The organism is Kordiimonas gwangyangensis DSM 19435 = JCM 12864 (genome assembly GCF_000375545.1).
GTDB classification, from domain to species: Bacteria; Pseudomonadota; Alphaproteobacteria; order Sphingomonadales; family Kordiimonadaceae; genus Kordiimonas; species Kordiimonas gwangyangensis.
In genome coordinates, this window is the sequence record NZ_AQXF01000003.1 from 19,551 (window position 1) to 40,689 (window position 21,139).

Consider the following 21,139-nt stretch of genomic DNA (forward strand, 5'->3'; position numbering starts at 1 on the left):
ATCAATTTTCCAGGAGGACCCCGCGGATGACAGTTCGTGTTTCCATCAACGGTTTTGGCCGCATCGGCCGTAACGTTCTGCGTGCCATCTATGAAAGCGGCCGTACCGATATCAAGGTTGTTGCGATCAACGACCTCGGTGATGTTGGCATGAACGCCTATCTCCTCAAGCGTGACAGCGTGCACGGCCCGTTCCCGGGTGAGGTAAGCGTTGACGGTGACTTTATCGTTGTGAACGGCGACCGCATCCGCGTGACCGCCATCCGCAACCCGGAAGAGCTGCCGTGGGCTGAAGAGAAAATTGATGTGGCGATGGAATGCACCGGCATTTTCACCAAGCGTGAAAAAGCAGCGATGCACCTGACCGCTGGCGCGAAGAAAGTCCTCATCTCCGCACCGGGCGAAAACGCCGACAAAACCATCGTATACGGCGTCAACCACGACAGCCTGACAGCAGATGACAAGATCGTATCGAACGCATCCTGCACCACCAACTGCCTGTCGCCGGTTGCCAAGGTCCTTAACGACCTCGTGGGGATCGAGCGCGGTTACATGACCACGGTGCACGCCTACACGGGCGACCAGCCGGTGCTTGACACCCTGCACTCCGACCCGCGCCGTGCACGCGCTGCAGCGCTTTCCATGATCCCGACCTCGACGGGTGCGGCGAAAGCTGTTGGCCTTGTGCTGCCGGAACTGGCCGGCAAGCTTGACGGTTCCGCTGTTCGCGTACCGACACCGAACGTATCCATGGTTGACCTGAAGTTTGATGCAGGCCGCGCAACCACGGCGGATGAGATCAACGCTGCGATCAAAGCTGCGGCTGAAGGCGAACTCAAAGGCGTACTCGGTTACGAGGACATGCCTGCGGTTTCGATCGACTTCAACCACAACCCGAACAGCTCCACGTTCGACAGCAGCCAGACCAAGGTTATCGACGGCAAGTTCGTCCGTATCCTGACCTGGTACGACAACGAATGGGGCTTCTCCAACCGCATGTCCGACACCGCGGTTGCGATGGCCAAACTCGGCTAAGCTTTGACAAGCGAACAAACATAGGGCGGCCCATTCGGTCGCCCTTTTTTGTCCAAACAGATTTTTTCGGAGTTTTGATCAATGGCTTTCAAACGTATTTCCGACCTTGGTGACCTCACCGGCAAAACCGCCGTTGTGCGGGTGGACCTCAACGTACCAATGGCTGATGGCAAAGTGACGGACGACACCCGCCTGCAGGCGGTGAAGCCGACGGTGGACGCAATTGCTGCCGCCGGTGGCCGGTCGGTCCTCCTCGCGCACTTTGGCCGCCCCAAGGGGCAGGTGGTGGCTGAGATGTCCCTGAAGCCCTTGGTGCCGGCGCTTGCCAGCGTGCTGGGCCGCAGCGTTGGTTTTGCCGAACTTGGCGACACGCTGCCCGGTGATGAGGTGGTGGTGCTTGAGAACACCCGCTTCTTCCCCGGCGAAGAAAAGAACGACCCTGAGCTTGCGAAACAGTTCGCGGCGCTGGGTGACGTGTATGTGAACGATGCCTTCTCTGCCGCGCACCGCGCGCACGCATCCACCGAGGCTATCGCGCATCTTCTGCCCTCTGCGGCGGGTGAGACCATGGGCGCGGAGCTTGAGGCGCTTGAGAAGGCGCTTGGTGAACCCGTACGCCCGGTTGTGGCGGTTGTGGGTGGTGCCAAGGTGTCGTCCAAACTTGCGGTGCTTGAGAACCTTGTTGCCAAGGTTGACCACCTCATCATCGGTGGTGGCATGGCGAACACCTTCCTCTATGCCCAAGGCCATGACATTGGCGCGAGCCTTTGCGAGAAAGACCTGAAGGACACCGCGCTCAAGATCATCGATAACGCCAAGGCGGCAGGCTGCACTGTGCACCTGCCGACGGACGTTGTTGTGGCGCGTGAGTTCAAGGCCCATGCAGCGAATGAGGTGAAAGCGGCCGACGCGGTGACGGACGGCGAGATGATCCTCGACGCTGGCCCGGCAACGGTTGAAGCGCTCAAGGCTGTGCTGGCGGAATGCAAGACCCTTGTCTGGAACGGCCCGATGGGCGCGTTCGAGATGGAACCGTTTGACGCGGCCACTGTTGGCCTTGCGCAAGCGGCAGGCAAGCTGACGGACGAGGGCAAGCTCTTGACCGTTGCGGGCGGCGGTGACACCGTGGCCGCGCTCGCGCATGCAGGCGTGAAGGACAGCTTCACCCATATCTCGACCGCCGGTGGCGCTTTCCTTGAATGGATGGAAGGTAAGGACCTGCCGGGCGTGACCGCCCTCGGTTAATCGTGCCACATGCGAATCAGTAAAGCCTCCGGTGGTCTCGCCGGGGGCTTTTTTGTGTCCCGAGTCGGGCGCGATTATGGTGCTTCGGAAATGGCAGCGCTGTCATTTTCACAAAGCGGACAACTTTGTATTAAATACTGATGCAAATAGGGTTTTTGGTCCCATCTTGCGTTGCGGCAAAGGGGCCATTTGTGTATCTAAGGCCCACCGGTTCCACGCAACATAAAACATAAGAATCGGGCCCCAAAAACGCTGGAAATTACAGGGAATAATCATGAAACCAGGTGTCGTATTCGGCGATGACTATGCGGCTCTCGTCCAGAACTGCAAGGACAAGGGTTACGCATTGCCCGCGGTCAACGTGGTCAGCACCAACTCCATCAACGCTGTGATGGAAGCCGCCGCCAAGAACCGTTCGGATGTCATCATCCAGTTCTCCAACAGTGGTGCACAGTTCTACGCCGGCAAAGGCATGAAAGACAGCTTTGGCGCCAAGGTGCTGGGCGCGGTATCCGCCGCCCGCCACGTGCAGCTGCTGGCCGAACACTACGGCATTTGCGCCATCCTCCACACCGACCACGCCAACATGAGCCTCGTGCCATGGGTCGAAGCGCTGATTGAGGAAAGCCGCAAGAACCTGAAACGCGAAGGCGTGCCGCTTTACACCAGCCACATGCTGGACCTCTCTGAAGAGCCGATCGACGAGAACCTTGATGTCTGTGCGCGTGTGCTTAAAGACATGACGCCGCTTGGCATGAGCCTCGAGATCGAGCTTGGCGTGACGGGTGGTGAGGAAGACGGTGTTGGCTCCGACGTGGGTGACGATTTCGAGAACCCAAGCCTTTATACCCAGCCGGAAGACGTGCTGAAGGCCTATGACCTGTTGACGCCGCTCGGGCATTTCTCGGTCGCAGCATCCTTTGGTAACGTGCACGGCGTCTATAAGCCGGGCAACGTGAAGCTGCGCCCTGAAATCCTGAAGCACAGCCAGGAGCTGGTGGCGAAGGAACGCGGCACGGGCGCCAACCCGCTTAACTTCGTGTTCCACGGCGGCTCGGGTTCCGAGAAAGAAAAGATCACCGAGGCTGTTGGCTACGGTGTGTTCAAAATGAACATCGACACCGACACGCAGTTCGCTTTCTCGAAAGCCGCGGGCGAATATGTGAATGCCAACCAGGACGCCTTCAAATGGCAGGTGCACCCGGAAACCGGCCAGCCGTACAAGAAGCAGTATGACCCGCGCGTATGGCTTCGTAAGTGCGAAGAATCCATGGCGGCCCGCCTTGACGAAGCCTTCAAGGACCTCGGCGCACAAGGCATGTCGATGGCTGACGCCTAAGACCTGCTTGGCAGATTATTTGAAGACGGGGCGGCATGGGCTGCCCCGTTTTTTGTTGTTTTTCACTGACGCCTCTTTCATAGCCCGCTAAAATCGGGCATATGCGGGGGCGAAGCAAGCTTTGAGGTAGGAGCGCACGATGCCACAAAATCCGGAAGCCTGTCGGCTCTATCTGATCACGCCCGACGAAATCGCGGATCTGGACGCTTTTGCGAGCGAGCTTGAAAGCGCGCTTTCAGCCGGTGATGTGGCGTGCCTGCAGCTTCGCCTCAAGGGCGTGGAAGACGATGTGATCATCGCTGCCGCCCACAAGCTTATGCCGATTTGCCACAAATATGAGGTCGCTTTCCTCATCAACGACCGTGCCGATATCGCGGCGGACGTGGATGCGGACGGTGTGCATCTCGGCCAGGACGACGGTGACGTGCCGACGGCGCGCAAGCTTCTGGGCCACGCCAAGGATATTGGTGTCACCTGCCACGACAGCATGCACCTTGCCTATAAGGCGGGGGAAGAGGGCGCCAACTATGTCGCCTTCGGCGCGTTCTACCCATCTGAGACCAAAGACAGCGAATACCGCCCGGATGTCGAGATACTGACCGTATGGGATGAAGTGACGGAAATCCCCTGCGTGGCCATTGGCGGCATCACGCCGGAGAATTGCGGTGTGCTTGCCGAAGCGGGCGCGCATTTTGTGGCGGTATGCTCGGCGGTATGGAAACACCCGGAGGGGCCTGCAGCCGCCGTCCGGGCGTTCAATGAAGCGCTGGGCCTGAGCGAATAGGCGTCGGCCATCAAGGCTTGATTGGGCTGAGGTTGAACCAGCCCAATCCGTATTTTCTACTGGATGGTGCCTACCTGTTCCATCGCATCCTGTGCATTCTGGTGGGTTTTGTCCACCTCGGCTGCGAGAGACTTCAGGCTCCGGTTAATGTCCGCTACCGCGCTGGACGCTGTGTGCATGTTTGAAGAAATCTCCCGTGTGACAGCGCTCTGTTCCTCAATCGCGCCAGCGATTCCGCTGACGCTGCTCTGAAGTTCGCCGACAGAGTGGGTGACGACCGACAATCTGTTCGACGTTTCGGCCGATATAGACTGCATGTTCTCGATCTCACCAGCGATCTGGGCGGTCGCATTTGCAACCTGACTTGCCAGGTTCTTGACTTCGTTGGCTACAACAGCAAAGCCCCGGCCAGCTTCGCCTGCACGCGCGGATTCAATAGTGGCGTTCAGCGCCAGAAGGTTAATGCGGGCCGCGATGTCGTCAATCAATACGAGGATCTGGCCCATGGCGTCGGCTGCCACAGTCAGGCGCTCGGTTGCTGCCGTCGCCTGGGTGGATTCGTCTGATGCCCGCTCGGACGACGTTCGGGCGAGTGAAACACTCTGGGCAACTTCCTGGAAGGAAGCGTTCAACTGCTCTGCCGCTGCGGCAACGGTTTCCACCATATCGCCGGTTTGTGAGGCTGCAGACGATGCAGCATGGGCATTTTCCTCGACAGTCTTGGCGCTCTCGACAACACGATTCATGTCATAGAAAAGCTGCGCCACAACCGCGTCGCGCAGCATGCGCTTTTTCACAGCTGGTGTGTCGTCGCGGGCAAATTTCACCACTTTGAAGACGGTTCCGTCCGGGCTGATGATCGGGTTGTAGGTTGCCTGCAACCAGACATCCTCACCCCCTTTGCCAAGCCGCCGGAACTCTCCTGCCTGAAACTTGCCATCCCTGAGCGCTTGCCAGAATTCGGTGTATTCTTTGCTGCCCTGCACTCCCTTATCCAGGAAAATGCTGTGGTGCTTGCCTTTGATTTCCTCAAGGCGATAGCCAACGGCATCAAGGAACTTTTGATTGGCATCCAGAATAATGCCGTCCGGTGTGAACTCGATTATGGCTTGGGCTTTGGCAAGTGCGGTCATCTTGCCCTCATAGTCGGCATCCCGCATCTTGCGCGTGGTAATGTCGGTCGCAAACTTGATAATCTTCAAAGGTCTGCCGTCGTCATCCATGACCGGGTTGTAGCTAGCCTCGAGCCAAATAACCTTCCCATCTTTTCCTATACGGCGATATTGCTGGTTGAAGGATTTGCCCGAAGCCAGGCCCCTCCAGAACTCTTTATAGGCAGTCGACTGTTTTGTCTCTTCTGTGACGAACATGCTGTGATGTTTGCCAACAATCTCCTCAAGCGTATAACCCATTGTGTCGGTAAAATTCTTGTTGGCGGTGAGGATGGTGCCATCAAGTTTGAATTCGATCATCGCTTGCGCCTGGTCTAGTGCTGCCATCTTACCCCGCATATCGAGGTCAAGCTGATGACTTGCGCTCTGGTCTTGTGCCAGTTTGAGCACATGGCTGACCTTGCCTTTGGCATCGCGCATCGGCAGGTAGGTGGCCTGTAGCCATACATGTTTGCCGCTCTTGGTCACGCGGCCAAAGGTGCGGGACTGGCAGATGCCTGCCCTCAGGTCTTTCCAGAACTGGGCGTACCCGGCCTTTTGGGCATCGCCCTTCGCCATGAAAATACTGTGGTGCTTGCCGACAATCTCCGCCAGGCTGTATTCCATCAAGTCGAGGAATTTCTTGTTGGCGTTGAGGATTGTGCCATCCGGGGTGAAATCGATGACAGCCTGCGCTTCATCAAGGGCAGCATATAAGTCGTCGCGACGTTTGCCAAAAAATGGTCGTTTCATGTCAATAAGCATTAGAAGGTGGCTTTCCCGAGCAACAAAATAAGCTCCACCCTAGGTCGCTATGGTTTAATATTGGTTAAATTATTTCCTCTCTAGATGGTATTTTGGTTGACGGCTTGTAAACCATAAAGGCCGGAACTTAGTCCGGCCTTTTTCTGTTCTTGCGAATTAAGGGTTAATACTTGATCCCCAGGGTGTTATCCAAGCTATAGCGGCCACCGCCGCTGAAGGCGAAGCTGAGGGCGACTGCGGCCCAAAGGATTGGGTATTCCCAACCACCGTTCGTCCAGAAGAAACCGGCACCGAAGTGGAAGGTGGACGCCACCAGAAGCATCACGGTGATCGCGATGGCTGCTGAACGGGTGAAAAGGCCAAGGGCAAGCGCAAGGCCCGCGAAAAACTCAACCGAACCGGCGCCGAGCGCGGCGAGATAGCCATTCGAGAAGCCAAGCTGGCTGGCGAAAAACTGGCCGGTTGCTTCAAGGCCGTAGCCGCCGAACATGCCAAAAAGCTTCTGTGCGCCGTGCGGCACGAGGAAAAGGCCGGTTGCCACGCGGGCAATCGTGCGACCGAGGTCAGCGTGGCCACCCAGAATACCTTCAAGGGTAGGAAGGCCGAACGGGCCGCGATTAATTGTTTCAGTAGTGGTCGTCATGTGTCGTCTCCGAAAATTGGTTTGCTGCTTTCGGGCTTGTGTGACCGCCCGTCGTGTTCGCTGTTGAAACCAAGATAGGGTTTCCTGTTCGGCCTGAAAATCGCAAAGAAATGAACTGTGTGTTCGCAAAAGTGCAACACCACTCGTCGGGTGTCGCACGAACGTGACTTGCCCACACCGTAATCTGCATGCCAGCGTTAGACCAAATCTTGGGAGGAGGGCATAAGATGACAGCAAGAACAGCAGCGTGCAGTTGTGGGCAATTGAGTGTCACGGTGAAAGGCGAACCAAGGGGCGTTGGGCTTTGCCACTGCCTTGCCTGCCAGCAGCGCACCGGCAGCGCCTTTGCGTACCTCGCATCTTTTAGTGAACCCTACGAGGTAAACGGGCAGGCGACCGAATATGTGCGTGTGGGTGACGCGGGTGCAGCGTTCCGGTTTCGATTTTGCCCCAAGTGCGGCACGACTGTGTATCATACTGAAGAGGGTGTGGGGGGCGGCATCAGTATCGCGGTCGGTGCCTTTGCAGACCCCGACTTCCCGCCGCCAAGCGTTTCCGTCTATGACTGCCGCAGGCACGGCTGGCTTACCTTGCCGGATGGTGTCACAGCTTTTGCCAAAGATCCCGACTAGCGTGAGCCATGCGCCTTTTGCGCGGCTGCCCCACCACACGTCGCCCATTGCATAGCATGGCCGAATCTGTTACATCGCGGCCCAACTTGTTCTTTGACACTTATGAGATCCTAAGAGGTGCTCCATGAAAATCGACGGTAACGCCGTTCGTCCGGGTAATGTGATTGAGCATAAAGGTGGCCTGTGGCGCGCTGTTAAAATCGCCCACACCCAGCCAGGTAAAGGCGGCGCCTATTTGCAGGTTGAGCTCAAGAACCTGATCGATGGTACGAAGCTGAATGAACGCTTCCGCTCATCGGAAAAGGTGGAGAAAGTAACGCTGGAGCAGAAGGACTATCAGTTCCTCTATGCTGAAGGCGAAATGTTCACTTTCATGGATCAGGACAGTTACGAGCAGATCTCCATCTCCGCTGAAGATATCGGCGAAGACAGTGTCTTCCTCCAAGACGGCATGACCGTGGTGATCGAGCTTTATGGCGAGAAGCCGATTGGCGTAAGCTTGCCTGAAAAGGTTGTCCTTGAAGTGACGGAAACCGAACCGGTTGTGAAAGGCCAGACGGCGTCGAGCTCCTATAAGCCCGCCATCCTTGAAAACGGCCTCCGTGTTGGTGTTCCCCCGTTTGTTAGCGCAGGCGACAAGATCATCGTATCGACCGCTGAACGCGAATATGCCGGCCGCGCGGACTAATAGTCCGCGCGTTCGCGCCCCTTTTTTGTTCCGAGTATTTTCTAAAGCCCGAGATTGGAGAGTTCCATGGCCCGTCGTTCACCGCTCATGAATGTGATGGTTTCCGCCGTCCTTAAAGCGAGCCGCAACCTGCGCCGCGATTTTGGCGAAGTGGAACAGCTTCAGGTGTCGAGGAAAGGTCCGGCAGACTTTGTCTCCCAGGCCGACAAACGCACCGAGAAGACCCTTTTTGAAGAACTGAGCCGCGCACGCCCTGACTTCGGCTTCCTGATGGAAGAACATGGCGAAGTGAAAGGCAAACGTGACGACGTGCGTTTCATCATCGACCCGCTTGATGGTACCACCAACTTCCTGCACGGCCTGCCGCACTTCGCGATTTCCGTTGCGGTTGAGGAGCGTGGTGAGATCGTGGCGGGCGTTGTGTACGCGCCGCTCAATGATGAGCTTTTCTGGGCCGAGAAGGGCCAGGGTGCCTACCTCAACGAGAGCCGTCTGCGGGTTTCGGGCCGTAACAAGATGGAAGATGCGCTTCTTGCCACCGGTATCCCGTTCAAGGGCCGTGGCAATCATGAGCTTTTCATGGCTGAAATGGCTGAGTTCATGCCGCACGTGGCAGGCATTCGCCGCTTTGGTTCCGCAGCCCTCGACCTCGCATACGTGGCTGCCGGCCGCTATGACGCTTTCTGGGAATCGGGCCTTGCGTCATGGGATATCGCTGCCGGTCTGCTGCTTGTCAAAGAAGCGGGCGGTTACGTGAGCGACATGAACGGAGGCACCGACATGCTCAAATCCGGCGATGTGATTGCGGCGAACGACCAGCTTCACGCGCCGATGCAGCGTGCGCTCAAGCGCGTTCACCGCGCGCAGAAAGCATAAGCCAGATACGCTTCCCTCCGGAAAGCCGTTGGAATTCAAGCCGCTCCGTCACTGGGGCGGCTTTTTTGTATGGCAAAACGTCCGCACCTAAAGTTTACCCTTCAATATTGTATATCAGACATACGATCCTGAGGGCCTGAAAAGCCTTGAGAAGCGCGGGCTCGGCGCTATTTTCATGATCAGCAGCGAGGAGGACGCACCCATGAAAGACGAGATTACCATCATTGGTACCCCAATTTCCCCATATGTCCGTAAGGTTCTGGCGATTCTGGACATTAAGGGTGTGCCCTTCCGCTGCGTCCCACAAATTCCGTTTACGGGCGACGCCGACTTTACCCGCATCAGCCCGCTGCGCCGTATTCCGGTACTGAAACACGGGGATTTTACCATCCCGGATTCGAGCGTGATTGCACAGTACCTGGAAGAAAAATTCCCGGAAAACCCGGTGTATCCATCCGATGTGGAAGCCCGCGCCCGCGCGCGCTGGTTCGAGGAATATGCCGACGATCACATGGGCCGGAACGTGCTGTTCCCGCTTTTCTTCCAACGCCGGGTACGCCCTGTGGTGTTGAAGGAACCAACGGACGAGGCGGTGGTCGCCAAGGCGATCAACGAGGACCTGCCGGAGATCCTCGATTATCTTGAAAGCCAACTGCCTGATGAGGGTTACCTCTGTGGTCCGCTGTCTGTGGGTGATATTGCTATCGGCTCACTGATGCGCAACGCCTTCTGGGCGGACTGGACACTTGATGCCACGCGCTGGCCCGGTGTGGCCGCATACCTTGGTCGCCTCTACCGGGAACCTACGATGGCGAAGCTGAACAGCCTTGCGGAAAGCATGCTTGGCCGTTCGCCGAAGGATCACCCGGCTATCGTGGACGAGTTTTTCGCGGCCTGACGCACAAGCACATCTTGGCGCTTCACGACTTCAGCATTTACAGCCATAATATTGCCCTTAAACTATAGCCAAGTTATTGCTGTAGTTTGAATTCCGGGTTTGGACCGCATGCGCGGGCCTGATCCTACACGGGGGAAGAGAGGGCACAAATGCAGAAGCCAAGAAAATTCACCATGCGCATGACGCTGTTTCTTGTGGCGGTGCTGGTCATCGTTGCGCTTCTCAGGGATGCCGTCATTGACGCCTTCATGGCCAATATCGCGCTCAACAGCGTGATTGTTGCGACCCTCCTCATCGGTATCGGTTTTGCCTACCGCCGGGTCTTTGACCTGACGCCGGAGATTGCCTGGGTCGATGCCTTCAAGCGTCAGGAAGCCAACCGCTCTAGCGCTGAGCCACGCCTGCTGGCGCCTGCGGCATCGCTTCTGTCCGCGCAGGAAGAGGGCGGCATGCGCCTGTCCACGCTCTCCATGCGTTCGGTGCTGGACGGCATTATCTCCCGCCTTGAAGAAAGCCGCGAGATCAGCCGGTATTTCACCGGCCTCCTTATCTTCCTCGGTCTTCTCGGTACTTTCTGGGGCCTGCTCGGCACCATTGGCGCCATTGGCAAAACCATCAACGGCCTCACGGTCGATGGTGGCGATATGGCGATCATGTTCGATGAACTGAAAGCCGGGCTTGAGGCACCGCTTTCGGGCATGGGCACGGCATTCTCAAGCTCGCTCTTTGGTCTTGCCGGTAGCCTGATTCTCGGTTTCATGGACCTGCAGGCCAGTCAGGCGCAAACGCGGTTCTATAACAGCGTTGAGGATTGGCTGGCGTCCGTCACCCAGCTCTCGCGCACCGAAATGTCGGACGGTATGGCAAGCCCAAGCGCTTATATGACCGCGCTGATGGAACAGACCGCAGACGGCATAGATCGGCTCCAGCGCACGCTCAAACATTCCGAAGATGCCCGCATTCAGGGCCAGCACACGATGACGAGCATTGCAGAATCGCTCGCCACCCTTGCTGACAAACTGGATGCACAGGCCGCGCACATGCAAAAGGGTGACGAGGCCTTCAAGATGCTCGCAACCGCGATTGACAAGCTGGCGACGAGCCATAAGGCGCCGCCGCCGGCAGCACCGCAGCCTGTCATTGACGATGCCACCAAAACCCATATCCGCAACCTTGATGTCGGCATCAAGCGCCTGATTGATGAACAGGTGCGCACGTCCGATAATCTGGTTGAGGAACTGCGCGCTGAACTCAAGCTGCTGTCGCGTACCATTGCTGTCAGCATGGACGGCGGCAAGGGCACTGCGATGCCCGCACGCCCCACACCGGCAGCAGCGCAGCCACGCACGGTGACACCTCCGCCCGCCACACCTAGCGCCGCAGAACCCGAGGTGCGTCCTACGGGCCTGTCCGCCCGCCGCGATGAGGATGACGCATGATCGGCTCCCGCAGGAGAATTGGTGGCGGCGCGCAGGACAATAGCTGGCCGGGCTTTGTCGATGCGCTCTCCACGCTTCTGCTTGTTATCATTTTCCTGCTGTCGATGTTTGTGCTGGCGCAGTTTTTCCTCGGCCAAGCCTTGTCGGGCCGTGATCAGGCGCTGGCGGAACTCAGGGGGCAAGTGGCCCAGCTTGGTAATCTTCTCAAGATGGAGCAGCAGGCCAATGACGCACTGAGGGACAGCATGGCCGAACTTTCGGCATCGCTGACCGCCGCCAACAAGGACCGAGACGAGCTTTCCGCCTCGCTCGACGCGACCCGTAGTGAGCTATCAGACAGCGCGGCGCGCCTTCTGGAGATGACGGAAGCGCGTGAACGTTTTGAAGCTGCTGCCAAACGGCTTGAAGAACAATATGGCACTGCCGCAAGTGAGCTTGCGGATGAGCGCAATATCTCAGCCCAGGCGCGGGCTGAGGTCGCACGCCTGCAGCGCAATATCACAGCACTTCAGGAACAGCTAAGCCGCCTTGAAGCCGCGCTTCAGGCAAGCGAAGAACGCGACCGCCGCAATCAGGCTGTGATTGTGGATATGGGCCGCCGGCTGAACCGTGCGCTTGCCTCCAAGGTTGAGGAACTGGCGGGCTACCGGTCCGAGTTTTTTGGCCGTCTCAAGGAAGTGCTCTCGAGCCGCCCTGAAATCCGCATCGAGGGGGACCGTTTTGTGTTCGCCTCCGAACTGCTGTTCAGTTCGGGCAGTGCGGAACTGGGCCCCGAAGGCCGTGCCGAAATGCGCAAATTCGCCGAGACACTGATGGCGATCTCTCGCGAGATTCCGGCTGAGCTGAACTGGATTCTCCGCGTAGACGGACATACGGACAAGCGCCCGATCTCGACTGCGCAGTATAAAAACAACTGGGAGCTTTCAGCCGCCCGCGCCATCAGCGTGGTGGAATTCCTGATCTCGGTTGGTGTGCCGGCGGAGCGGCTTGCCGCCACCGGTTTTGGTGAGTTCCAGCCCATCGACCCGGCGGATAACATCTTCGCCTACAGCCGCAATCGCCGTATCGAAATGCGCCTGACGCAGCGCTAGTCGCTGCGTCACTTGCAGGGGGCGCCGTCTTCGAAACAGGGTTCGAGCAGTTCGTTCACATGCGCGCGGATTTGGGCCATGCGGACTTTGTCGGCGCGGATGGCTTTCACCGCATTCCACACCTGTTGCATCTGCTCGGGCGTGATATCAGCCTTCCGGCTGAAGGCAACAAAGTGCGGCGTGGACCATAGCGCGGGCTCATGAATGACAAGTGGTTCCTTGCTCGCCTCCACATAGTGAATGGCTGTGCCCCGAAGTGCGACGGCCGAGGCAATACGCCCACGTTCCAGCATCTGGAAGAGGCTGGACTGTTGCGCCACAATTTGCGCCTGCTTGCCAGCTTCACGCACGGTGTCGGCGGAGCGATAGCCCAGCAGCACGCCAACAGGCTCAGGCAGGGCTTCGATGCTGATGCTGGCGGGTGCGTCGGTGTCGGCGCGGGTGACGATGACAAACTCAACCTGACTGATGGCCTCGAGCGGCGCCGCGTCTTTTGCGTCAGCGGGGAAGGCGAGAACCGCGCCGCGTTCCTCCGTATAGGAAATGCCGATGATACCGTCCAGTTCACCTGTTGCCACACGGTCCTGACAGCGTTTCCACGGCAGGTACACCTGTTCCATTTCAACGCCAATGTCCTTGAACGCCGCGTTCAATATTTCGGTATGCTCGCCTTCGAGCACGTCACCACGCAGGAAGCTGTAGGGTGGCCAGAACTCCGTGCTGTTACACAGGCGCATGCCTTCAGCCTGCGCGGGCAGGGCGGCAAAAGCGGTGGTCAATATACATGCGGCCAGTTGGGCCAGTCGGGCAAGACGCAAGGGATACCTCATAAATGGCCCGCAGTTTCTTGCACGCAAGGCCGGATGAAACAGGTCTTCAAAATCTACCGCAGTAACAAAATAGCCGGTAGAGTTGTTTTTCTCCACCGGCTGATAGCGCTTCTTAGATTAACTGGCAATTTACAAGAAGTTTACCGGGCGTGATCCTGCCTGCGGCGGCGGCGTTCGCGGCGGGCAATCAACGCAAGGCCCGGCACCAGCAAAAGCGCGGCCAAGGGCTCAGGTACGCTGGCGGCAGGACTAACAGTGAATGCGGATGACCATGCGAGGCTCTGGTTGCCCGGGTCATAACCGCCATTGTCGTTCGAATAGCCCCAGCTACCGCCCGGAAGCTGCACCCAGCTGTTGTTGTTCACGGTGACATAGAGGCCGATCATATAGGTGCCAGCCTGATTGAAGAAGGTACCTGCACCGGTGTTCACCGTCACATTCAGGCCGTTCGCGGTATTGCTGCCGCTATAGGTCTGGGTGATGTGGGACCAGTTGTTGCCGATCTTGGCTTTCCACGTCAGCGTGAAGGAACTCAGGCTCGAGATATCGCAAAGCGATGTGCTCTGGCTCTGGTTATTATAGTTGAAATATACCGACCCACAGGCATCAAGCGTGATGGTGTCACCAAGGGAAATGGGCCCATAGGTGCCGGGGTCCGAGCTTACGTCCCAATCGCTATAGCTGTGGTTATAGGTGGCAGACGCGCCGGTGCTGCCCATGGTGGCTAAAACCGCAATGGCAACAGGCGCAAGCGCGCGCTTGAATTTGCTTACAGTGTTCAACTGTGGCCTCCCGTTAATGCCAGCGCGCCCCATTCAACACCGACATTCGCTGTGTTTTTAACAAAATTGTACCTTCTACACAAGCAAGTTTGCACGGGTGGACGCGAGGCGCGCCACATAAACGGGTTCTGGTACAACTGTATTTTCCGCGACGGTGCCTCAAATTTACCGTATGATTGGTGTTTGTGTGCGTGCAATTCGCTCATGCGCTTCAGGGAGAACAGCATGGAATTGATTGCGACAAACATTCATATGTGGGTCAGCTTTGCCGTTATTATCGGCGCGATTATCCTTTATGCTTCAGAGCGTTGGCCGGTCGAGGTTGTCTCTCTCGGCGTGATTGCCCTTTTACTGCTCTTTTTCCAGCTATTTCCTGTTTATGACGCCGGCGGTGACCCGCTCCTGACCGCAGGGAACCTGCTTGCAGGATTTGCGCACCCCGCCCTTATCACCATCCTCGCGCTTATGGTTGTGGGGCAGAGCATGAGTCAGACAGCGGCGCTTGATGGTCCGACGACGCTTCTGCTGCGCTACGGGCGTCGTCGGCCACGCATGCTGATTTTCTGCTGCCTGATTGCGGTGATGGTGATCAGCGCGTTCCTTAATGACACCCCTGTGGTGGTCATGTTCCTGCCGATCATGATCGTACTCGCGAACAAGATGCGCGAAGCGCCCAGCCAGGTGCTGATGCCGCTTTCCTTCGCGGCTATCCTTGGCGGCATGACCACGCTGATTGGTACAAGCACCAACCTGCTGGCGGCCGGTGCCTATTTCTCGCTTACCGGCGAACATATCGACTTCTTCGACTTCACCATCCCGGGCGCAATGATTGCGCTGGTGGGCTTCACCTTCCTCTGGTTTGCCGCGCCGCGCATCCTGCCCAAGGATGGCGGACTTGACACCGGCGGGGACGGTGCGGGCGGTAAACAGTATATTGCCCAGCTCACGGTCTTGAAGGGTAGCCCCTATGAGGGGATGCAGGCGGTCTCGGGCATGCTGCCGGGCTTCAAGGACACTACTGTGTGGCTCATTGAGCGTGGTCGCCAGACCCTGCTGCCGCCGTTTGATGAGCTCACGCTCAAACCCGGTGACACGCTGACCCTTGTTGCCACCCGTGACAAGCTGACGGACATTGCCGCGGAAGCCCCCAGTGTATTGATGGGCGGCGATACCTTGTCGCTCTCCTCCTCCGGCGAGAAGGGCGTGCCGCACCTCTTTGAAGTGCTGGTGCCACCCGCAAGCCCGCTTGAGGGCCGCACGGTGGCGCAAGTGGGGGCGCAACTGTCGGGCGGTAGTGTTATCATTGGTGTGCAGCGCCGCAGCCGCATGATGCGCGGTGTCATCGGCAGTGTGCGATTGGAAGCGGGCGATATTCTGCTCGTATGCGGGACAGGGCCGCAGATGCGCCACTTGCGCACGCGGCGCGACGTGATTCTCATGGAATGGTCCGGCCATGCCTTGCCGGAAAAACACAAAAAATGGATTGCACAGCTGGTGTTCCTCTCGGTGGTTGCTTCGTCCGCCAGCGGGCTGTTGCCTATTGTGGTGGCGTCCATGCTGGGGGCTTTTGCGGTGGTGATCACCGGGTGCCTGACCATCGGGCAGGCGTCGCGCGCACTCAACAGGCAGGTGTTCCTGCTGGTGGGAGCGGCACTTGCCATGGGCGCTACCATGGAGGCCACGGGCGGTGCTGCCTTCCTTGGTCACCAGATGGTCAGCGCGCTTGACGGTGCCAGCAGCACGGTGATGCTGTCGGCGCTGTTCCTGCTCGTTGCGGTGATCTCGAATATCCTGTCGAACAACACGACGGCTATCCTGTTCACCCCCATTGCGGTGGACGTGGCCACGCGGCTTGACCTGCCGCCGCTGCCCTTCGTGGTGACGGTTATTTTCGCCGCGAACTGCTCTTTTGCCACGCCGGTCAGCTACCAGACCAACCTGCTTGTCATGGGGCCAGGCAACTATGGTTTCACCGACTATATGAAGCTTGGCATACCGCTCGCGCTCGTGGTGTGGGCAGCGTTCAGCGTCGTGGTGCCCTGGCACTACGGGCTATAGCCGTATGGGTAGGGCAGCAGCTAAAGGGTTGCTGCCCTCCTGCCTCACAGTCTTCAGGTCAGGTTTTTGCGGCGCTCAAGTTCTGCTGCTGTTGGTTCGTCAAACTCGAACGAGCCTGTCTCTACCTCACCGTCCCGCTCATATTTGCTCAACACAACCCCGGTGCTCGACACGCTTGAAGACACCAGCTTGAAGCTGGCCGAAAAGCCGGTGTCGCCAAACAGCCTTTTGCCGCCGCCCAGCACGACGGGGAAGACGAATGTATGCAGTTCATCCACAAGCCCGTGTTTGAACAGGGTCTGCAGAAGTTCGGTCGAGCCTTGGGTCAGCAGGTTCGGCCCGTCTGACTGGCGCAGTGCCTTGATGGCCGCCACCGTGTCGGCACCCAGCATTTCGGTTTTCTGCCATGTGGGCCGGAAATCCGGGTTGCGGCTCGCGACATATTTGGTGATGCCGTCAAACAGTTCGCCGATCGGGTCACCTTCCGGCGCGTGCGGCCAGTGGGCTGCGAAAATATCATAGGTTTTGCGGCCCAGCAGCAGGTCGAACGGTTCCTTGAACATAGCGTCCACGGCCTCACCACCCGCCTCATCAAACAGGGGCGCAACCCAGCCGCCATGCTTGAAACCGCCGGTGGGGTCTTCCTGAGGCCCGCCCGGTGCCTGCATCACGCCGTCTAGGCTCAAAAACGCGCCGACAACAATTTTCCTCATCATAATCTCCTGACTGTCAGTTGCTGTTATGCCTAGGACGCATGGGCGCAGCGGTTCCCGACAAGGGGGTAGGGATTTTTTCACGCCGCGCGGGGTGAAGCCTCCCTCTCGTTCATCATGCTGCCGCATTGCGGTGAAATTCTGCGCTGAACAGATAAAAATGCGAGGATACCATGACAGCAAAACTGACCGGCCTTCTGGCCGCACTTCTCCTGTTCTGCCTGCCTGCGGGCGCGAATGACGCCATAAAGGTTATCGGCGATAAGCTTGCCGCAGGTGAACTCAAAGGCATCACCAGCTCTATCATCAGCGTGGACGGCGAGATCGTCGTCGAGGCTTACGCCCCCGGTGTGGATGCGTCCCATAGGCATGACATCCGCTCCGCCACCAAAAGCATTACCGCCATTCTGGTGGGCGAACTCATTGAAGACGGCAGCCTAAAAAGTGTGAAGACCAAAGTGGCCGATATCCTGCCGGATGAGTTTGCGGGTATCCCCGGCGGGGACCCGAAGCGCGATATCACGGTTGAGGATCTCCTCACCATGCGCTCGGGCCTTGCCTGCAACGACTGGGACAAAGCCTCCCTCGGCCACGAAGACAAGATGTACCGGACCCGCGACTGGGCCGAATTCCTGCTCGACCAACCCATGGCCTATGAGGTGGGGGATCATTTCAGTTATTGCACCGGTGGTGTCGTGCTGCTGGGCAGGGTGATCAAAAAGCTCTCGGGCCAGGACGTACCCGATTTTGCAGAGGAGCGATTGTTTGCCCCGCTCGGCATTGAGAAAGCCCGCTGGCGGGACACACCGCGGCGCTATACCGACACCGGTGGCCACCTCCGTCTGACGGTCAGTGACCTGCATAAAATCGGGCAATTGGTGTTGAACGGTGGGGCCATTCCGGTGTGTGAAAAAGATGCACAAACTCCGCACACTTTTTGCGCAAACCCCGCACAGATCCCACACACTTCCCGCACAGGTTCCGCACAGATTATCGCGGAAAACTGGCTCCGTGACATGATGGAAGAGTATACCACAGTATACGGAAAAAGGGAACGATACGGCTATCTCTGGTGGCTTGATAAGGGCGCGGTGAAAGGCCAGCCCATGAGCCTGATGTACGCCCATGGCAACGGGGGTACTTACATCTTTGTGGTGCCGGAGTTGAAGCTTGTGGCTGCCTTCACCGGCAAGAACTTTAATAAGCCGGAGCAGTCGATACCGCTCCAGCTTCTGTCGCATCAGATTGTGCCGTCACTCGTCAAGTGATTGAAAAGGCTTAAATTCCACTCGCGAACTGGAGGTCGGCGAGGCGCTTGTAGAGCCCACCTTTGGCCACCAGTTCGTCGTGTGTACCCTCAGCCACGATGCGGCCTTCATCGAGCACAACGATACGGTCCACCTTCTTCACGGTCGCCAGGCGGTGCGCAATCACAAGCGTCGTCCGACCTTCCATCAGGTGCTCAAGCGCTTCCTGCACTTTCTGTTCGCTTTCCGCGTCAAGCGCGCTGGTAGCCTCATCAAGGAGTAGCACCGGCGCGTCGCGCAAAATGGCCCGCGCAATGGCAATGCGTTGCCGCTGTCCGCCCGAAAGCCGGCTGCCCCGCTCACCAAGGAACGTGTCATAGCCTTCTGGCGCGCGCTCGATAAACTCCTTGGCGGCTGCGGCCTCGACGGCGCCTTTCACGTCGTCATCGGTCGCGTCAAGGCGGCCATAGCGGACATTTTCCGCGATTGTGTCAGCGAAGATAATGGTTTCCTGCGGCACAAAGGCGAGGTGGGAGCGGAAGGCCTGCGGCTCGGTCCGCGCGATATCCACGCCGTCAATGGTGATGCGCCCCGCCTCAGGGTCGTAGAAGCGCAGGAGCAGTTGCAGCACGGTCGACTTGCCCGCGCCGGACGGGCCGACAAGCGCCACTGTTTCGCCCGGCTTGATACGAAGGTTGAAGCCTTCAAGCGCCGGCACGTCTTTCTTGGACGGATAATGGAACGTTACGTTATCGAAATGAATATCGCCCCGCACCGGGTCCGGCATTGCGGTGGGGTTCGCGGGGGCTTTGATGGTTGCTTCCGCCGCCAACAGTTCGGCGAGGCGTCCGGCGGCGCCAGCCGCGCGCTGCAGTTCACTGTAGACTTCCGAAAGCGCACCAAAGGCACCGGCCACAAACACGGCCCGCATGATGAAATCAAGCATCTCCCCGCCGCTCATGGTGCCTGCAATCACGTCCTGCGCGCCTTCATAAAGCACGAGGGCGATGGCACCGAAGATAAGAAAGATCATGGCAAACGTCATGGCCGCGCGCACGGTGATGCGGCGCTTGGCAGCGACAAAAGCCTCGTCCACATGGGTGCCGAAGCGCTTGGCCTCGGTCTTCTCCTGTGTGAAAGCCTGAACGATGTTAAGCGCGGAGAGCGACTCGTTCGCGCGCGCGCCCACATCCGCCACCTTATCCTGGCTCGTGCGCGACAGATCGCGCACTTTGCGGCCCACATATATGATGACGCCCAGAAGCAGCGGAATCACAACCACGATGTAGCTCATGAGCTTCGGCGACATGACAAAAAGCCAGATGGTGCCCCCAACCGCGATAAGGAAGTTGCGCGCCCATACGGATACGCTTGAGCCCACGATGGTTTGTACCAGCGTGGTGTCAGCCGTCAGGCGAGAGACGATTTCACCCGGGCGGTTCACCTCAAAAAACTCGGGCGAGAGGGTGATGAGCCGCTCATACACCGCTTTGCGGATGTCGGCGACGACACGTTCGCCAAGCCAGGTGACGAAGTAGAAGCGGAAGGCGGTGGCGATGGCCATAACTGCAACAATGGCAACAAAAACAAGGAAGTAGTCGTTCACTTTCTGGGCGTTGTCCGCCGAAAAACCCTTATCGACAATGTCGCCGAGGGCGGTGGGAACGATGAGGACCGTCGCCGCCGCGACAAGCAGGAAGAAAGACGCGAGCACCAGCTGAAGCTTATAAGGCCGGACAAAAGACCAAAGCGTGTTGAGGTTTTTCAGTTTGCCCTTGGGCGGCTCATGCTCAAGCCGGACGGCGGAATCAGTCATGGATTTTTCCCTGTAATACGTGAGGGCAGATATAGGCGCGCACGCGGCTCGTGCCAATGAACGATTTTGAAAAACTTGTCATTCAGGTGCGGCAAAGGCGCTCATGGCGCGCTTCTCGGCATAATCCAGCAAAAAAGCTGAGAAACAGCCTTGCAATCCCTTAAAACATCCGGTAAACGGACGCCTCGTTTTCGGAGATTAAAGACCATGAAACAAGACATTCATCCCGACTACCACACCATTAAAGTGGTAATGACCGACGGGACGACTTTTGAGACCCGCTCCACGTGGGGCTCGGAAGGCGACACAATGACGCTCGAGATTGACCCGAAATCGCACCCGGCTTGGACCGGCGGCGCTCGTCAGGTTCTCGAAGGTGGCCGTGTGGCACGCTTTAACAAGCGTTTCGGTGCTCTGTCGCTCAAAAAATAAGTCGTTACGACGAAACGGTTTTTCGGAAAAGGCGTCCCAAACGGGGCGCCTTTTTTGATTTTTCCTCTTGCAGAAATGCGACCCCCTACCCACATCAAACTCAACCGGTTGCCGAATGGTCGGGACCGGGGTTTGAATTGGCCCGGCAATGGTTGCGGGCCCTTAATCAGTCGCTTCTATTGGAGGACATGACATGAGAAGTTTTGACCTTTCCCCGCTTATGCGCAGCTCCGTTGGCTTTGACCACCTGAACAGGCTGCTTGATTCGGCCCTGAGTTCCGAGCAGAGCGCACCTTACCCACCCTATAATATCGAGAAACTGAGCGACGACGATTACCGCGTCACCATGGCCGTTGCAGGTTTTGCGCCTGATGAACTGACCGTGACCGTGCAAGAAGGCATGCTCCTGATCGCTGGCAAGGGCCGCGACGAAGACAAGGACCGGCGTTACTTGCATCGTGGTATCGCGAAACGCGCGTTCGAGCGCCGCTTTGAACTTGCCGACACCATTCAGGTTGGTGATGCACGGTTCCAGAATGGCCTGCTTGAGGTTGAACTGAAGCGCGTTATTCCGGAACACAAGCGTCCGCGCCAGATCGAGATTCGCTCGGGTGAAAACTCCCCGAAAACAATTGAGGCTGACGCCGCTTAAGGAACATCGTTCCTGACTGTTGAT

General features: G+C 58.0%; 20 protein-coding genes. 14 read left to right on the forward strand and 6 right to left on the reverse strand.

Annotation, left to right across the window (positions count from 1 at the left end):
- Positions 1 to 26: 26 nt before the first annotated feature.
- From gap to thiE, 4 genes are all read left to right on the forward strand, one after another.
- Positions 27 to 1,034, forward strand: a complete 1,008-nt coding sequence (gene gap, locus B150_RS0108420) for a type I glyceraldehyde-3-phosphate dehydrogenase (RefSeq protein ID WP_020399469.1) — start codon at positions 27 to 29, stop codon at positions 1,032 to 1,034.
- A gap of 81 nt (positions 1,035 to 1,115) precedes the next feature.
- Complete coding sequence (locus tag B150_RS0108425; protein ID WP_020399470.1) at positions 1,116 to 2,279, forward strand: phosphoglycerate kinase; 1,164 nt, start codon at positions 1,116 to 1,118, stop codon at positions 2,277 to 2,279.
- A gap of 274 nt (positions 2,280 to 2,553) precedes the next feature.
- Positions 2,554 to 3,618: a class II fructose-bisphosphate aldolase gene (gene fbaA, locus B150_RS0108430; protein ID WP_020399471.1), complete on the forward strand. Its 1,065-nt coding sequence runs from the start codon at positions 2,554 to 2,556 to the stop codon at positions 3,616 to 3,618.
- Between the two features lie 139 nt (positions 3,619 to 3,757).
- Positions 3,758 to 4,402, forward strand: a complete 645-nt coding sequence (thiE, locus tag B150_RS0108435; RefSeq protein WP_020399472.1) for a thiamine phosphate synthase — start codon at positions 3,758 to 3,760, stop codon at positions 4,400 to 4,402.
- Between the two features lie 56 nt (positions 4,403 to 4,458).
- Here the strand turns inward: thiE and B150_RS20245 are convergent, their stop codons facing one another.
- A complete protein-coding gene (locus B150_RS20245) occupies positions 4,459 to 6,318 on the reverse strand; it encodes a methyl-accepting chemotaxis protein (protein ID WP_020399473.1) in 1,860 nt (619 codons plus the stop codon).
- Between the two features lie 163 nt (positions 6,319 to 6,481).
- Positions 6,482 to 6,961: a DoxX family protein gene (locus B150_RS0108445; RefSeq protein ID WP_020399474.1), complete on the reverse strand. Its 480-nt coding sequence runs from the start codon at positions 6,959 to 6,961 to the stop codon at positions 6,482 to 6,484.
- Between the two features lie 227 nt (positions 6,962 to 7,188).
- Between B150_RS0108445 and B150_RS0108450 the strand changes: the two genes are divergently transcribed.
- From B150_RS0108450 to B150_RS0108475, 6 genes are all read left to right on the forward strand, one after another.
- Positions 7,189 to 7,593 carry a GFA family protein gene (locus tag B150_RS0108450; RefSeq protein WP_025896239.1) on the forward strand — a complete coding sequence of 135 codons (405 nt, stop codon included), beginning with the start codon at positions 7,189 to 7,191 and terminating at the stop codon, positions 7,591 to 7,593.
- A gap of 124 nt (positions 7,594 to 7,717) precedes the next feature.
- Positions 7,718 to 8,281 (forward strand): elongation factor P, encoded by a 564-nt coding sequence (gene efp, locus B150_RS0108455; RefSeq protein ID WP_020399476.1) that lies wholly within the window; start codon positions 7,718 to 7,720, stop codon positions 8,279 to 8,281.
- 66 nt (positions 8,282 to 8,347) lie between these two features.
- Positions 8,348 to 9,157, forward strand: a complete 810-nt coding sequence (locus B150_RS0108460; protein WP_020399477.1) for an inositol monophosphatase family protein — start codon at positions 8,348 to 8,350, stop codon at positions 9,155 to 9,157.
- Between the two features lie 202 nt (positions 9,158 to 9,359).
- Complete coding sequence (locus B150_RS20250) at positions 9,360 to 10,055, forward strand: glutathione S-transferase family protein (protein ID WP_025896241.1); 696 nt, start codon at positions 9,360 to 9,362, stop codon at positions 10,053 to 10,055.
- 149 nt (positions 10,056 to 10,204) lie between these two features.
- The gene (locus B150_RS20255) at positions 10,205 to 11,494 is read left to right on the forward strand and encodes a hypothetical protein (protein ID WP_020399479.1); all 1,290 of its coding nucleotides are present in this window, start codon (positions 10,205 to 10,207) and stop codon (positions 11,492 to 11,494) included.
- Positions 11,491 to 12,585 carry a peptidoglycan -binding protein gene (locus B150_RS0108475; RefSeq protein WP_020399480.1) on the forward strand — a complete coding sequence of 365 codons (1,095 nt, stop codon included), beginning with the start codon at positions 11,491 to 11,493 and terminating at the stop codon, positions 12,583 to 12,585. The genes B150_RS20255 and B150_RS0108475 overlap by 4 nt, the downstream gene beginning before the upstream one ends.
- A gap of 8 nt (positions 12,586 to 12,593) precedes the next feature.
- Here the strand turns inward: B150_RS0108475 and B150_RS0108480 are convergent, their stop codons facing one another.
- Together B150_RS0108480 and B150_RS0108485 are read right to left on the reverse strand one after the other, a co-directional pair.
- Complete coding sequence (locus B150_RS0108480) at positions 12,594 to 13,364, reverse strand: substrate-binding periplasmic protein (RefSeq protein ID WP_020399481.1); 771 nt, start codon at positions 13,362 to 13,364, stop codon at positions 12,594 to 12,596.
- A 191-nt stretch (positions 13,365 to 13,555) separates the two neighbouring features.
- Positions 13,556 to 14,197, reverse strand: coding sequence for a hypothetical protein (locus B150_RS0108485; protein ID WP_020399482.1), 642 nt, complete (start codon positions 14,195 to 14,197; stop codon positions 13,556 to 13,558).
- 225 nt (positions 14,198 to 14,422) lie between these two features.
- On the opposite strand from B150_RS0108485, the gene B150_RS0108490 reads away from it, so the two are divergent.
- Positions 14,423 to 16,255 carry an SLC13 family permease gene (locus B150_RS0108490; RefSeq protein ID WP_020399483.1) on the forward strand — a complete coding sequence of 611 codons (1,833 nt, stop codon included), beginning with the start codon at positions 14,423 to 14,425 and terminating at the stop codon, positions 16,253 to 16,255.
- Between the two features lie 53 nt (positions 16,256 to 16,308).
- Here the strand turns inward: B150_RS0108490 and B150_RS0108495 are convergent, their stop codons facing one another.
- Positions 16,309 to 16,968, reverse strand: a complete 660-nt coding sequence (locus B150_RS0108495) for a dihydrofolate reductase family protein (protein ID WP_020399484.1) — start codon at positions 16,966 to 16,968, stop codon at positions 16,309 to 16,311.
- A gap of 173 nt (positions 16,969 to 17,141) precedes the next feature.
- On the opposite strand from B150_RS0108495, the gene B150_RS22285 reads away from it, so the two are divergent.
- Positions 17,142 to 18,236 carry a serine hydrolase domain-containing protein gene (locus B150_RS22285; RefSeq protein WP_020399485.1) on the forward strand — a complete coding sequence of 365 codons (1,095 nt, stop codon included), beginning with the start codon at positions 17,142 to 17,144 and terminating at the stop codon, positions 18,234 to 18,236.
- 10 nt (positions 18,237 to 18,246) lie between these two features.
- Here the strand turns inward: B150_RS22285 and B150_RS0108505 are convergent, their stop codons facing one another.
- Positions 18,247 to 20,031 carry an ABC transporter transmembrane domain-containing protein gene (locus B150_RS0108505; RefSeq protein WP_020399486.1) on the reverse strand — a complete coding sequence of 595 codons (1,785 nt, stop codon included), beginning with the start codon at positions 20,029 to 20,031 and terminating at the stop codon, positions 18,247 to 18,249.
- 207 nt (positions 20,032 to 20,238) lie between these two features.
- Between B150_RS0108505 and rpmE the strand changes: the two genes are divergently transcribed.
- Both rpmE and B150_RS0108515 read left to right on the forward strand, forming a co-directional pair.
- Positions 20,239 to 20,463, forward strand: coding sequence for a 50S ribosomal protein L31 (rpmE, locus tag B150_RS0108510; protein WP_020399487.1), 225 nt, complete (start codon positions 20,239 to 20,241; stop codon positions 20,461 to 20,463).
- Between the two features lie 193 nt (positions 20,464 to 20,656).
- Positions 20,657 to 21,115 carry an Hsp20 family protein gene (locus B150_RS0108515; protein WP_020399488.1) on the forward strand — a complete coding sequence of 153 codons (459 nt, stop codon included), beginning with the start codon at positions 20,657 to 20,659 and terminating at the stop codon, positions 21,113 to 21,115.
- Positions 21,116 to 21,139: the final 24 nt, after the last annotated feature.

What these genes read in the sequence shown, in the direction of transcription:
- gap (WP_020399469.1), top strand. Translation starts at nt 27, where the DNA reads ATGACAGTTCGTGTTTCCATCAACGGTTTTGGCCGCATCGGCCGTAAC.
- B150_RS0108425 (WP_020399470.1), top strand. Translation starts at nt 1,116, where the DNA reads ATGGCTTTCAAACGTATTTCCGACCTTGGTGACCTCACCGGCAAAACC.
- fbaA (WP_020399471.1), top strand. Translation starts at nt 2,554, where the DNA reads ATGAAACCAGGTGTCGTATTCGGCGATGACTATGCGGCTCTCGTCCAG.
- thiE (WP_020399472.1), top strand. Translation starts at nt 3,758, where the DNA reads ATGCCACAAAATCCGGAAGCCTGTCGGCTCTATCTGATCACGCCCGAC.
- B150_RS20245 (WP_020399473.1), bottom strand. Translation starts at nt 6,318, where the DNA reads ATGCTTATTGACATGAAACGACCATTTTTTGGCAAACGTCGCGACGAC.
- B150_RS0108445 (WP_020399474.1), bottom strand. Translation starts at nt 6,961, where the DNA reads ATGACGACCACTACTGAAACAATTAATCGCGGCCCGTTCGGCCTTCCT.
- B150_RS0108450 (WP_025896239.1), top strand. Translation starts at nt 7,189, where the DNA reads ATGACAGCAAGAACAGCAGCGTGCAGTTGTGGGCAATTGAGTGTCACG.
- efp (WP_020399476.1), top strand. Translation starts at nt 7,718, where the DNA reads ATGAAAATCGACGGTAACGCCGTTCGTCCGGGTAATGTGATTGAGCAT.
- B150_RS0108460 (WP_020399477.1), top strand. Translation starts at nt 8,348, where the DNA reads ATGGCCCGTCGTTCACCGCTCATGAATGTGATGGTTTCCGCCGTCCTT.
- B150_RS20250 (WP_025896241.1), top strand. Translation starts at nt 9,360, where the DNA reads ATGAAAGACGAGATTACCATCATTGGTACCCCAATTTCCCCATATGTC.
- B150_RS20255 (WP_020399479.1), top strand. Translation starts at nt 10,205, where the DNA reads ATGCAGAAGCCAAGAAAATTCACCATGCGCATGACGCTGTTTCTTGTG.
- B150_RS0108475 (WP_020399480.1), top strand. Translation starts at nt 11,491, where the DNA reads ATGATCGGCTCCCGCAGGAGAATTGGTGGCGGCGCGCAGGACAATAGC.
- B150_RS0108490 (WP_020399483.1), top strand. Translation starts at nt 14,423, where the DNA reads ATGGAATTGATTGCGACAAACATTCATATGTGGGTCAGCTTTGCCGTT.
- B150_RS0108495 (WP_020399484.1), bottom strand. Translation starts at nt 16,968, where the DNA reads ATGAGGAAAATTGTTGTCGGCGCGTTTTTGAGCCTAGACGGCGTGATG.
- B150_RS22285 (WP_020399485.1), top strand. Translation starts at nt 17,142, where the DNA reads ATGACAGCAAAACTGACCGGCCTTCTGGCCGCACTTCTCCTGTTCTGC.
- B150_RS0108505 (WP_020399486.1), bottom strand. Translation starts at nt 20,031, where the DNA reads ATGACTGATTCCGCCGTCCGGCTTGAGCATGAGCCGCCCAAGGGCAAA.
- rpmE (WP_020399487.1), top strand. Translation starts at nt 20,239, where the DNA reads ATGAAACAAGACATTCATCCCGACTACCACACCATTAAAGTGGTAATG.
- B150_RS0108515 (WP_020399488.1), top strand. Translation starts at nt 20,657, where the DNA reads ATGAGAAGTTTTGACCTTTCCCCGCTTATGCGCAGCTCCGTTGGCTTT.